Raw genomic sequence first — 12,405 nt, 5'->3', positions numbered from 1 at the left:
CCGGCAATCGCCGCGGCCCCTTGATGCGTCTCTCGATCAGCTATGCCAGGCGAACTCCTGCGCCTTGCGGGCGGAGCCCTGCGAGATCACGACGTTGACCAGCGCAGGACCACGGAATTTCATCGCCTCATCGAGGGCGGCGCGCAGGTTCTTCGGGTCCTCCACCAGGATGCCCTTGCCGCCGAAAGCCTCCATCACCCGGTCATAACGTGCACCATAGATCAGCGCGTTGGGCCTCAGGTTGAACATCGGGTTGTCCGGGATCTCCGGCATGCCAGGGCCGATGCCGCCATTGTTCAGGACGACGATCTTGGCCGGAAGGTTGTAGCGGACCAGCGTCTCCATCTCCATGCCGGAAAAGCCGATCGCCGAGTCGCCCGACAGATGGATGACCGGCCGGCCGGGTTGCGCGACGCAGGCGGCGATGGCCTGGCCGAGGCCGACGCCCATCGTGCCGTAGGTGCCGGCATTGAGGCAGGAACGGGCGTTGAAGCTCGGCAGTTGCGTGAGGCCGATATCCATCGTGCCGGCACCCTCGGCGCTCAGGATCGCGTCCCGCGGCATCCAGGCGGCGACGTCGCGCAAGGCCCGGTAGTAGCCGGCCGGCGCCTGATCGTCGTCGATCTGCGGCCGGATCTGCGCGACATTGTCGGCGGTCTTCTTGGCAATCGCCAGCCGCCACGGCGAGTCCTTGGCGTGGAACCACTGGCGATTGTCGAGCGCCTTGTTGAGCTGGCTGACGATGGCCTTGCCGTCGCCGACCAGCGCCACTTCCGTCGCCTTGTTGTGGCCGATCTCCTCGGGCGCGATGTCGAGCTGGATGACCTTGACGTCCTTCGCGTAGCGCGGCGCCTGGCCGAAGTGAAAGATCCAGTTCAGCCGCGCGCCCATCAGGAAGATGACGTCGGCCTGCTGCAGCGCCAGCGTGCGCGCCGCCCCGGCCGACAGCGGATGGTCGTCCGGCATCACGCCCTTACCCATCGGCGAGCGCACGAACGGCAGTTGCGCGCGCTCGATGAAGGCGCGGACCTCGTCCTCGGCGCGCGCCCACGCCATGCCCTTGCCGAGGAGAACGAGCGGCCGTTCGGCCCGTTCGAGCAGGTTCAGCGCCGCCTCGACGTTCTCCATCGGCGCCACCATGCGCGGCGGTTCGGGTGCGCGGTCGACCTCAACGGCTTTATCGAGGTCGCATTTGCCTCTGATGATGTCGTCGGGCACGTCCAGATAGGTGGCGCCGGGACGACCATAGATCGCGTGCCGGGTCGCCATCTCGACATAGTAGGGGATGCGGTGCACGCTCTCGATGCCGTGCGCGAACTTGCAGAACGGCGAGGCAATCAGCACCTGCCGCTCTTCCTGAAACGCGCCCATGCCGCCGCGATAGGTCTCCGAGGCGCCGCCGATCAGGATCATGGGCCAGCAATTCTGCTGGGCATTGGCAAGACCCGCCAGACCGTGCACCACGCCCGGGCCGGTGACGGTGAGGCAGGCGCCGGGGCGGCCGGTGAGATAGCCGTAAGCCCCTGCCGCGTAGGCTGCGCTCTGCTCGTTGCGCATGCCGAGATAGGCGACGCCTTCCTTCTGCGCCGCCGCGGCGATCGCGGTGACCGGAAACCCGACGACCCCGAACAGATGATTGATGCCCTGCCGCTTCAGGCTTCTCGCGATCAGGGTAGCGCCATCGACCTCGCTCACGGTTTCCCCCTTGTGATTTTTTGATCTTTGGCCGCGAGTGTATGCATAGATGGCAGGGTCGCGAAAGTGCGCTACGTTCAGCCGAGCCATGCGTTCGCGCTATTGGCCCGGAGCCGAGCAATGCGATGCCGCGTACAAAACGGCGACTATTTCGCCACCGACACCGCGACCGTCATCGGCAAGCTACGCCCGAAGGGCCGCGCGCCAGAAGGACATGAAGGCGATCGGCCAAATACTGACCTGATTTGAGCGTGATCCTTTTTCGGATAGCCCACACTCTCCGATCATAATCTCAGCGCGGCTTCATCTCAGCGCGGCTTCGTTCTCTTCTTGAGCGGAATGATCTTGGCTGCCGCGCCGTCGTGACGCGCGCTCTTGCGCAGCGCGTCCTTCAGGTCAAGGGGAACGCCATGCTTCTTCAGGAGGTCGGCAAACGCTTCGTCCGCCAGTTCCTGGAAGGTTGCCATGCGGTCGCGCGCCAATTGCTTGAGCTTGGCCGCGGTATCGTCGTCGAAGTCGATCAATTTGCGCATGGGGTCCTCGTCGGCCGACGCTCGCCCCCGTATTTTTTTGGCGTAGATGAATAAAGAGGGTTACAAAAGAAACAAGGCCGCTGACGTAGTATACCGCCAACGACCTTGCCAGCCCCCGGAAATTAAAATCGGCTCGCGCCTTCCGGTGAACTGCAGGATGCCCCGGATTCGCTCAGGCAAATGTGAGCCAGTTCACAAACTGCGCGGGAAAAAAATCCGCGTGGAGCTCCGCGCGGAATTCGGGCGGGTCAGCTATGCGGTTTCGGCCGCTTCTGGGCGGTGTGGACCACGTGGGCGCGAAGGCGCAGCGCGCGGTTGCGGGTGGAGGCGGGCGAGGGGTCCGAGGGTTGGGCGCTCGCAAACGATTGCCGCAGGCTGTCAACGGCCTCGCTCAGGCTGGAAACCTGTTCGGACAGCCGTTTGCTGTCGGCCTGCTGAGCGGCGAGCAGGCGGCGCAATGTCTGCACCTGGTCCTGCAGCGTCTGGAGCTGGTCGATGGATTCCTCCTGGGTCTCTTCCAACCCCTTGGTCTTCTCGACAAGCTGCTCGGAAACCTGCGCTGCGTGCGCCTGCAACGCCCGAGCAGCCACCGCGCGATCGGTTTCGGGCGAGATGCCGGTATAGGCGCGCCAGGCCGCAATCGAGGCGACACCGGCGAGGATGAGGAGCAGGGCCGCGGCCGTCAGCGCAATCGGCTGGGCGCCGATGCGGGCAAGAGGCGAGGCAGAACGGGCACGGGCATGGCCTGGGTGAATGATCATCAGCTTCGCAAGGTCCAAACGAAAGTGGGATTTCAGATCGCCGCCGGCGCTGGCAGCTCGTCGCACGAAAAACGCGAACAAACCGGTCTCAGGCTTCGGCCTCTTTGCAAAACGCCTTCCTGAGCCTTTCGGGGCGCTCGGCTTACTGTGAGCCGCGAACCGGTAACAGTCTGGCAATGAATCCGACAAAAACGAGGCTGGCAAGTCCGAAAAGCGACGGTTGTCCCGCGGTTTGTCGGCTTGTCGGCAGCCCGGGGCAGCAAATCCGGGCATTTTCGTCCCCAAAAATGGGTGCGGCCAGCTCTTGGGGGAGAGCTGGCCGCGCGCGAACCGGTCTGGGACGGGGAGGGGTGGGGATGTGACCGGGTCGCGGGTTCGATAATCCTTTCTAGTGTGAGCTCGCGGTCAAAGCCGCGGGCCGGCTGTCGCCGAGCGAAACCCAGACATTGGGATCGCTCTGCGATTGACGCTTGACGAAGCGGTAGCCGGTCTCGGTCCAGGGCAGGACGCTTTCGGTCTGGTTGTCGAGTATGAACTCGCCCTTGTCGGACTTCACCGTCAGCACCGCGTGGCCTTCGTCTTTCTTGTCGCGCACGACGGTGATCAAGAGCGCCTCACGCGGCCAGCCCGCATCGATCAGCATCTTGCGCTTCATCAGCACATAATCTTCGCAGTCACCGTAACCGTCGGTCGGCAGCGACCATTTCTCGATCACGCCCCAATGATCCATGTCGGTCATCGGCTTCACGGTCTCGTTGACCCAGTGGTTGACCTTGTTGAGGTCGCGCCATGCGGCCTGCGACATCACGATGTCGCGCGGCTGCGTGGGGCCGCCCCGGCATTCCTCCGGGTTGTCGGCACAGAACCCGATCCAGCCGATCGGCGCACGCGTGACCTCGCCGAGGCTTGCGTACATCGGTCGCTCGTCGCCGGCGTTCGCCTGCGCACACATCCCCAGCAAGATGGCAATCGCTGCCAGCTCGCGTCCCCTGCGTTTGAACATTGTGGCCCCCGTTTTTCTTGTTGGGACCACGTTTCGCACAAAGGTTTTGCGCCGCCGCTAAATCAAGCAAGTACATTTGAGAGGAATGAAAGTAAAACTCGCGGCTATGTCGATTTATACTTGAATCGAATTTGAATAAAATTCGAGACATCTGCAATCGATTCAAATTTTATCGATTAAGGACTGAAGCCGCGTGGTTCTGCGACTTGTCTGCGAGATGGCCGGCGGCGTTAACCTGTTCGAGCGACGCCCGCCGAGTCCAGAAGGGGCTCTTGCGGGCGGAGACTGGATCTCGAACCGCCGGAACAGCCGGTCGAGCAGGGGTTTTCGCTTTACCGCGCGCTAACGCTGTCTCTTGGTCCGACGCCAAAAGCGTTTCGGGGCAGACGCAGATAGCGCGCGGGAGCGTGCATCAAGCGCGGGCCGCATCGGATGATGATCGGTCGAGGTCGGCAGGGGGATCGCGGCCCTCGGGGCGCGCCAGTCCTAACGAGCGGTTACCGCTTCCTCGAGCGTCTCGGCGAGCTGCTCGTGAATGAACTCGATGGCAAAGCCTTCCTCGAGATTGCGCACCACGCGCGACGGCACCCTGCCGAGCATGACCTGCGACTTCAGCGGCGGACGGTGCTCGGCCGCGATTGCGGCACCCGACGCCGACAGGTCGATGATGCGGCAGGTCATCTTGGTGCCGTCTTCCAGCGTGAGCATCGCGATCGGGTTGCGCGGTACGATACGGTCGTGGCGGCGGTCTTCCGGCAGGTTGAGGATGTCGCGGTTGGCGAGCCAGGTCAGCTGGGCGGCGAGCTTGTCGCGCTTGCGTGCGGTCGCGCCGATGGTCATGGCAAAGCCGTTGTCGATGATGCGGGTGATCTTGCCCTCGACGCGGCCGATGTGGTCGAGATAGGCGATCACGCGGTCGCCGACATTGCCGATGCCGGGCGCGAGCAGGGCAAGCCCGCCCGGCGACATATTGATGATCTGGCACGGAAACTCGCGGCGGTCGGGCAGCATGTAGCGGCCGAGCAGATGCACCTTGACGCGCTGGAAGCGCCGGCGCTCCTGGGCCGCCGGCAGAATCGATTTTTTTTGCGCGAAGCTCATCCCGCCACCCGACATCGGCCATTCGGCCTCGCCAGAGGCTACGTCCGGCAGGGTTAACGGGGGGTTAGCGGATGTGCGGGCGGAACTCTGCAATCACACGGAGACGGCTACTTAGGAACCTTGGTCAGCGCCTCCAGCGCGCCGTAGTGCCAGGCCGCAAGATAGGCGGCGACGAGGCCGAGATAGACCGGCCAGATCGCCCAGGAGAGGAAGGCGCGGACGAAACAACTGACGAAATAACGAATGCCGAACCAGGCGTTCGCCTCATACACGTCGGCGAGCGTGTAGCGGCTCTCGCGCAGCTTTGTGACGATGCCTTTGTAGAGCTCGCGATACGCCGTCTCAAACGCGAGATACATCGTGTCGATGAAGCCGAACACGGCGACCGGCACCAGCGCGATCGTCACAAGGTCGCCGTCGTGCACGGCGCCCGCAAGGCTGAGCAGGGCGGCGACGATCGACAGGCACCACGTCTTGCAGGAGGCGCTGTTGTTGGCGAGGCGGCTGATGATGCCCTGCAGCAGGTTGATGTGGGCGATAACAGCCTGATTGTCCGGCGGGATGGGTTGCGGTTGCGCTGTGTTGTTCATCGCGGGACTCCGGAAATTTGCCGATCAGCTGCCGCGGGTCTGAGCGCGCCGCTACGCCGCCACCTCCACCGCCTTTAACCGCGTCGCCGCGATCGCATTGAATACCAAGAGCAGCACCGGACACACCAGCACCACGATCGCGCCGAAATCGAACGCCGCTACGGCGCTGCCGGTCCATTTGGCAGCCGCGCCGCCGATGATCGGGCCGATCATCATCGTCCCGTAATAAAGCGTGTAGAATAGTCCCATGCCGACCGTGCGCGTCGCGGGCAACAGCACGCGTGCGGGCAGGCTCATCATGGGACCTGCCGGTTGTCCGCCGACGAGCCCCATCGCGATCACGGACAAGATCACGGCGCCGGTATGCGCGAAGCAGAGCAACAGGACCGCGAGCGCCAGCGCGCCCAGGACCAGCACGGCCTGCGGCCGCTTCGAGCGGTCGGCGATAAAGCCGCCAAGCGGGATGCTGAACACGGAGAGCCCCAGCCCAATGCTGATGGCAGAGCCGGCCTGCGCGATGCTCCAGCCGCGTTCCACCAGCAGCGTCGGACCGAAGCTGACGATCGTGGCGAAGCCGACATTGTACAAGCCCCAGATCACGCCTGCGACCAGCACGGCCATGATCGTCCTGGGATCGAGGCGCGCAGAGGAGGCGGCTGTCGCGATTTCATTCGGCGGTGACCGATAAAACAGGATCAGCACGATGCCGATCGCAGCCAGCGCCACAACGAAGAGATCGACGACCTGTACGCCGTAGCTCGTCCCGATCGACGGCAGCGTCAAGAGCGAGAGCGCGATTCCCGCCGGCCAGGAATTGACGAAGATCGCCATCGCGGTCGCGATCTCCTTGCCGGCGAACCAGTCGGTGACCATCTTGGAGAGCTGCACGTTGAGCAGCACGCCGCCGGCGCCGCCGACCAGCCGTCCCGCAATCTGCCAGCCCCAGTTTTCGCCGAACGCCATCGCGAGACTGCCGGCTAGCATCAGTACCAGAGCCAGAATCGTGGTGCGCTTGTCGCCGAGCCATTTGCCGATCGCGCCGCCTGGTAACGCCAGCACGACACCCGGCGTGAAATAGAGCCCGATCAAAAAGCCGATCTCGGCGATGCCGACGCCGAATTGCGTCTTCAGGAGCGGCGCCACCGCGGCCACCGTCTGGAACTGGAACGCCATGGTGAGCCGCACCGTGAACAGGACGGCCAGAATCCTCCAACGATTGTGCAAGTTTTCCTCCCCCGATTTTCGCGGCACAACCTGCGGTTCGTGCGTAGGCCTGTCAATGGGAGGATGAGCGCCTGCCTTGGCATTACCTATTCCATCACCTAAGTTCGCCGCGCCCTGGTGAACAAAAATGGATGTCCTGGAGACAGTTGATGCAGCAAATCCGCGTCTGCACCTATGACGGCCCGGGCGCGCAGCCGGTGATCCGAACCGTGCCCTGGCCGAAGGTCGGCAAGAAGGCTGCGCTGATCAAGATCGGCGCCTGCGGCGTCTGCGGCACCGATCTGCACATCCTTAAAGGCCACTGGCCAAAGCCGTTGCCCTGGCCATTCACGCTCGGCCATGAGCTCGGCGGCGTCATCGTCGAATGCGGCAGCGAGTTCAACGAAGACTTCATGTCCAAGCCGCTCAAGGTCGGCTCCAGGGTGATGATCCCGCCGCTCATGCCATGCGGCCATTGCTATTACTGCATCCACTATCCGTTAGCTGCGAACAAGTGCCTGACGCCGGTCTATTACGGCCGCTATCTCGGCTTCGACAAGGCGCCGCATCTGTGGGGCGGCTGGGCCGAATATGTCTATGTCGATCTGGAGATGCTGCCGGGCACCAAGATCTACAAATTGCCCGACGACATGTCGCTGCGGCTTGGCGCGCTCTCGGAGCCGCTCACCTCCTGCATCCGCGCCTTCAACCGCGCCGTGCGCGCGGGCGGGTTTTCGTGGAATGACACGGTGGTGATCCAGGGCACGGGCCCGATCGGGATTCTCGCGGTCGCCGCGGCGCAGGAGATGGGAGCAGGGCGGGTGATCGCTGTCGGCGCGCCGGAAGAGCCGCGGCTGAAGCTTGCAGGCAAATTTGGCGCCGAGGCGACCGTGAACATCGAGGAGTTCAGGACGCCGGATGAACGCATTCGAAAAGTGCGCGACATCGTCGGCGGTTTCGGTGCCGACCTCGTGATGGACTGCTCGGGTCATCCGACCGCAGGTCCCGAGGGCATCGAGATGCTGCGCGACGGCGGCACCTATGTCGAGATGGGCCAGTTCACCGACGCCGGCTCGATCGACACCTCGTGGCACCGCATCTGCACCAAGGATCTCAACGTGCTCGGCTCCTGGGGCTTTACCGCCAACGACCTGCCGCTCGGCGTCGAGATGCTCTACCGCACGCGCGGCAAATATCCCTGGCTCGATACGCAGACAATCTACCCCTTCACCGAGGAGGGCGTCGGCCGCGCGGTGGCGGACGCGATGGCGATGAAGACCGTGAAGTCGACGATCGTGCCCTGGCCGGAGCTGTTGCAGTGATGCTTCCTTCCCAGCGCGAGCACTTCGAGGTGCCGCACGACGTCTGCTACCTCAACGCCGCATCCTGGAGCCCGCTGCCGCGGAAGACGCTGGAGGCCGGCCGCGCCGCGGTCGAGCGCAAGGGGCAGCCATGGAAGCTGCCGTACGATTTCGCCCAGGGTCAGCACGAGCGTGCCCGTGCCGCTGCCGCGCGGCTGATCAATGGGGCAACCGACGACGTCGCGCTGATCCCGTCCGTCAGCTATGGCGTTGCGACCGCGGCGAAGTTGCTCAGCGTCCCCCGTGGTTCGCGCGTGATCGTGCTGGAGAACGACCATTCCTCGCCGGTCCTGGAATGGCGCTCGCGCGCCACAGCGCAGGGTTTTATCGTCGAGACGGTGAGCCAGCCGGACGATGGCGACTGGACGTCTGCAGTGCTTGCGATCATCGAACGCCGCGGCGCGCCGCCGGTTGCGCTTGCCTCGATCTCCTCGGTGCACTGGTCCGATGGCGGGGTGATCGACATCGAGGCGGTGGGGGCGGCGCTCAAGCGGCAGAAGGCGGCGTTTCTGGTCGATGCCACGCAAAGCGCAGGCGTGCTCGCGATGGACGTGAAGCGGCTCGATCCGGATTTTGTGGTCTTTCCGACTTACAAGTGGCTGGTCGGCCCCTATGGCCGCGCCTTTCTTTATGTCGCCAAGCGTCACCAGGGCGGCATTCCCCTGGAGCAGACCGCAGGCGGTCGCCGCGACGTGCGCGCGGAGAACAATGTCTATTTCGCCGATCTCCGCTACGTCTCCGACGCGCGGCGCTTCGACATGGGCGAGCGCGATCATTTCATCTCGCTGGAGATGGCTGCGATCGGCGTGGAGATGCTGGTGGAGTGGGGCGCAGCCGCTGTCAGCGAGCGGCTGAAGATGCTGACCGATCGCATCGCCGATGGCTTGCGGGCGCCCGGCCTGCGCATGGTCGATCCGCGCTTCCGCGCGCCGCACATTCTGAGTCTGGCGTTCCGGCATGGCCTGCCTGAGGGCCTGATCGCAGGCTTGGCCGGCGAGGGCATCTACGTCGCCCAGCGCCTCGGGCGCATGCGCATCTCGCCGCACGTCTATAATGACGAGGCCGATGTTGACCGCTTTGTGACGGCGCTGACGGGGCGGTTGAAGGCCTGAAGCGGGGTGAGTCTCCCGCCTCTCACATTGTGAAAGACCCGCACGGCGGCGGCGGCGCGATCCGCCTTCGCAGCCGCGCAAGCCCCGCTCTTTGCATAGGAGACGGCCAAATTGACAAGACGGCGGAGGCTGTTCCAATCGCCCCTGTCCGTGTAGGCTGTGGGCCTGCCAGCCAGAATCCAAAAATCAATCAATAGGGAACGAGTAGGGGAGATACGGGAACTCACATGACCGAAATCCGTTACGTGGCACCGCGCACGCTTGATGAAGCGATCGGCGCATTTGCTGCCGCCGGAAGTGCCGCACGCATTATGGCGGGAGGCACGGACCTATTGGTGCAGATGCGATCCGGCCTGGTGCGGCCGGGCTTGATCGTCGACATCAAGAAAATCGACGAGATGAATAACATCGAGGAAACCGCGGACGGTGGCTTCCGCGTCGGCGCCGCCGTCTCCGGCATGGCGCTGGCCGAGCATCCCAGGTTCGGCAAGGCCTGGCCGGGCGTGCTGGAAGCCGTGAACCTGATCGGCTCCAAGCAGGTGCAGGGCAGGGCGTCCGCCGGCGGCAACCTCTGCAATGGCTCGCCGGCCGCTGACAGCGTGCCCGCAATGATCGCAGCCGGCGCCGTCGTCACCATCCAGGGACCAGGCGGCCGCCGCGAATTGCCGGTGGAGCAGGTGCCTTCCGGTCCCGGCCGCACCAACCTAAAGCCGGGCGAAATGCTCGTCAGCTTCACGCTGCCGCCGCGGCCGCCGGGTTCGAGCGATGCTTATTTGCGCATGATCCCGCGCACCGAGATGGACATCGCCGTGGTCGGCCTAGGCGTCAGCCTCACATTGAAGGACGGCGTCTGCACGGCGGCCCGCGTCGGCTTGGGTGCTGTGGCGCCGACCGCGCTCCTGGTCGAGGGCGCAGGTCAAGCGCTCGTCGGCTCGAAGCTCGACGATGCGGCGCTGGAGAAGGCCGCGGAAGCCTGCCGCGCCGCGTGCCGGCCGATCAACGACAAGCGCGGCACCATTGCCTATCGCGTGAAAACCGCCGGCGTGCTCTTCAAGCGCACGGCTGCGATCGCCGCCAAACGGGCGGGAGGGAAGTAAGATTATGGCCAAGGTACACGTTTCCACCACCGTCAACGGCGAGCCGATGGAATTCCTCTGCGAGCCCTATGAGACCATGCTCGACGCGCTGCGCGGGCAGCTTGGTCTCACCGGCTCCAAGGAAGGCTGCTCGTCCGGCGATTGCGGCGCCTGCTCGATCACCGTCGACGGAAGGCTCATCTGCTCGTGCCTGATGCTCGCAGCCGAAGCCGAGGGCCACCAGATCCGCACCATCGAAGGCATGGCCCACGGCGAGATGCTGCATCCGCTGCAGCAGAAGTTCCTTGAGCATGCCGCGCTTCAATGCGGCATCTGCACCTCTGGCATGCTGGTCGCCTCCGAAGCGCTTCTGAAGAAGAATCCTGATCCGACCGAAGAGGAAGTCCGCTTCTGGCTCGCCGGCAATCTCTGCCGGTGCACCGGTTACGACAAGATTGTGCGCGCGGTTCTGGATGCCGCGGCTGAAATGCGGGAGACGGCACGATGAATATCGTCACCAACAACAAGTGGATCGGCCAGCGCACCATTCGCCCCGACGGCGTCGACAAGGTCACGGGTCGCGCAGCCTTTGCCGCCGACGCCACCATGCCCGGCATGATCTGGGGCAAGATTCTGCGCAGCCCGCATCCACATGCGCGCATCAAGTCGATCGACACCTCGAAGGCGGAGAAGCTGGCCGGCGTGAAGGCGGTCGTCACCGCGCGCGATGTCGTGGACTTCCCACTGGATAAATCCGTGATGCTCGGCATCCAGGACATGCGCTGGATGTGCCGCAACGTGATGGCGCGCGAGAAGGCGCTGTTCCCCGGTCATCCCGTCGCTGCCGTCGCCGCCACGACGGAAGCGATCGCAGCCGAAGCCTGCAAGCTGATCGAGGTCGACTATGAGGTGTTGCCTTGGGCCATCGAAATCGACGATGCGCTCAAGGAAGGCGCGCCGATCCTGCATGAGTGGAACAAGTTCGACGGCAAGCCGTCGAACATCGTCGGCAAGCTCGAGCACAAGAAGGGCGACATCGCCGAAGGCTTTGCCAAGGCCGACGTTATCATCGAGCGCACCTTCAACACGCGCCCGGTGCATCAGGGCTACATCGAGCCGCACGCCTGCCTGATCTCGGTCGCTTCCGACGGCAAGACCACGATCTGGAGCTCGAGCCAGGGCCAGTTCATGGTCCGCGCCATGACGGCGTATCTGTCCGGCATTCCCCAGAGCAACATCCGCGCGATCCCGGCCGAGATCGGCGGCGGCTTTGGCGGCAAGACCATCGTCTATCTCGAGCCGCTCGCGACGCTGCTTGCGAAGAAATCCGGCCGTCCGGTGAAGATGGTGATGACCCGCGAGGAAGTGATGCGGGCGACGGGGCCGACCTCGGGCTCGAAGAGCACGGTCAAGATCGGCGCAACCAAGGACGGCAGGATCGTTGCCGCGCACGGCGTTTTCTATCTGCAGGCCGGCGCGTTTCCGGGCTCGCCGATCCGCGGCGCCGCGGGGTGCAGCTTTGCGCCCTATGATATCCCGAACGTGCTGTCGCAGGGCTATGACGTCGCCTCCAACCGTTCCAAGGTCGCGGCCTATCGCGCGCCCGGCGCGCCGATCGGCGCTTACGCCGTCGAATGTGTGCTCGACGAGGTCGCGGAAGCCTTGAAGATGGATCCGCTCGACTTCCGCCTGAAGAACGGAGCGAAGCAGGGCACGAAGGCCGCGCACGGACCGACCTATCCCCGCATCGGCTATATCGAGACGGTGGAAACCGCCAAGAACCATCCGCACTACGCGGCGCCGCTCGGCAGCTCGCCGCCGGGCAAGCTGCGCGGCCGCGGTGTCGCCTCCGGCTTCTGGTTCAACGCCGGCGGCGAATCCTCGGCGCAGGTCAACATCACCGAAGACGGCAACGTCGTCGTCACCACCGGCCATCCCGATATCGGCGGCTCGCGCGCCGGCATCGCCAA

At 64.5% G+C, this 12,405-nt stretch carries 12 protein-coding genes; 5 read left to right on the top strand and 7 right to left on the bottom strand.

Annotation, left to right across the window (positions count from 1 at the left end; translation table 11 throughout):
* Positions 1–36: 36 nt before the first annotated feature.
* From VKR55_RS26145 to VKR55_RS26115, 7 genes are all read right to left on the bottom strand, one after another.
* On the bottom strand, positions 37–1,695 hold the full coding sequence (locus VKR55_RS26145) for a thiamine pyrophosphate-binding protein (protein ID WP_324407923.1): 1,659 nt from the start codon (positions 1,693–1,695) through the stop codon (positions 37–39).
* Between the two features lie 308 nt (positions 1,696–2,003).
* The gene (locus tag VKR55_RS26140) at positions 2,004–2,228 is read right to left on the bottom strand and encodes a hypothetical protein (RefSeq protein ID WP_324407921.1); all 225 of its coding nucleotides are present in this window, start codon (positions 2,226–2,228) and stop codon (positions 2,004–2,006) included.
* 248 nt (positions 2,229–2,476) lie between these two features.
* Positions 2,477–2,989 (bottom strand): hypothetical protein, encoded by a 513-nt coding sequence (locus tag VKR55_RS26135; protein WP_324408010.1) that lies wholly within the window; start codon positions 2,987–2,989, stop codon positions 2,477–2,479.
* Between the two features lie 388 nt (positions 2,990–3,377).
* Entirely contained in the window at positions 3,378–3,992 is a 615-nt protein-coding gene (locus VKR55_RS26130; protein ID WP_324407919.1) for a transglutaminase-like cysteine peptidase, read from the bottom strand.
* Between the two features lie 486 nt (positions 3,993–4,478).
* On the bottom strand, positions 4,479–5,093 hold the full coding sequence (locus VKR55_RS26125; RefSeq protein ID WP_324407917.1) for a PilZ domain-containing protein: 615 nt from the start codon (positions 5,091–5,093) through the stop codon (positions 4,479–4,481).
* 107 nt (positions 5,094–5,200) lie between these two features.
* Positions 5,201–5,683 (bottom strand): hypothetical protein, encoded by a 483-nt coding sequence (locus VKR55_RS26120; RefSeq protein WP_324407915.1) that lies wholly within the window; start codon positions 5,681–5,683, stop codon positions 5,201–5,203.
* Between the two features lie 51 nt (positions 5,684–5,734).
* Positions 5,735–6,907, bottom strand: coding sequence for an MFS transporter (locus VKR55_RS26115; protein WP_324407914.1), 1,173 nt, complete (start codon positions 6,905–6,907; stop codon positions 5,735–5,737).
* A 149-nt stretch (positions 6,908–7,056) separates the two neighbouring features.
* Here VKR55_RS26115 and VKR55_RS26110 point away from each other — a divergent pair, with 149 nt between their 5' ends.
* From VKR55_RS26110 to VKR55_RS26090, 5 genes are all read left to right on the top strand, one after another.
* Positions 7,057–8,208 (top strand): zinc-binding dehydrogenase, encoded by a 1,152-nt coding sequence (locus VKR55_RS26110; RefSeq protein ID WP_324407913.1) that lies wholly within the window; start codon positions 7,057–7,059, stop codon positions 8,206–8,208.
* A complete protein-coding gene (locus VKR55_RS26105) occupies positions 8,208–9,359 on the top strand; it encodes an aminotransferase class V-fold PLP-dependent enzyme (protein WP_324408009.1) in 1,152 nt (383 codons plus the stop codon). The genes VKR55_RS26110 and VKR55_RS26105 overlap by 1 nt, the downstream gene beginning before the upstream one ends.
* A 236-nt stretch (positions 9,360–9,595) precedes the next feature.
* The gene (locus tag VKR55_RS26100; RefSeq protein WP_324408008.1) at positions 9,596–10,456 is read left to right on the top strand and encodes an FAD binding domain-containing protein; all 861 of its coding nucleotides are present in this window, start codon (positions 9,596–9,598) and stop codon (positions 10,454–10,456) included.
* Positions 10,457–10,460: 4 nt separating this feature from the next.
* The gene (locus tag VKR55_RS26095; RefSeq protein ID WP_324407912.1) at positions 10,461–10,943 is read left to right on the top strand and encodes a (2Fe-2S)-binding protein; all 483 of its coding nucleotides are present in this window, start codon (positions 10,461–10,463) and stop codon (positions 10,941–10,943) included.
* On the top strand, positions 10,940–12,405 hold a 1,466-nt coding region (locus VKR55_RS26090; protein ID WP_324407910.1), incomplete at its 3' end, for a xanthine dehydrogenase family protein molybdopterin-binding subunit. The genes VKR55_RS26095 and VKR55_RS26090, both read left to right, overlap by 4 nt.

It is taken from the genome of Bradyrhizobium sp. (assembly GCF_035309285.1).
In the GTDB taxonomy this organism is placed as follows: Bacteria; Pseudomonadota; Alphaproteobacteria; order Rhizobiales; family Xanthobacteraceae; genus Bradyrhizobium.
Note: the sequence above shows the minus strand (reverse complement) of the source record. Positions and strands in the feature narration are given on the sequence as shown.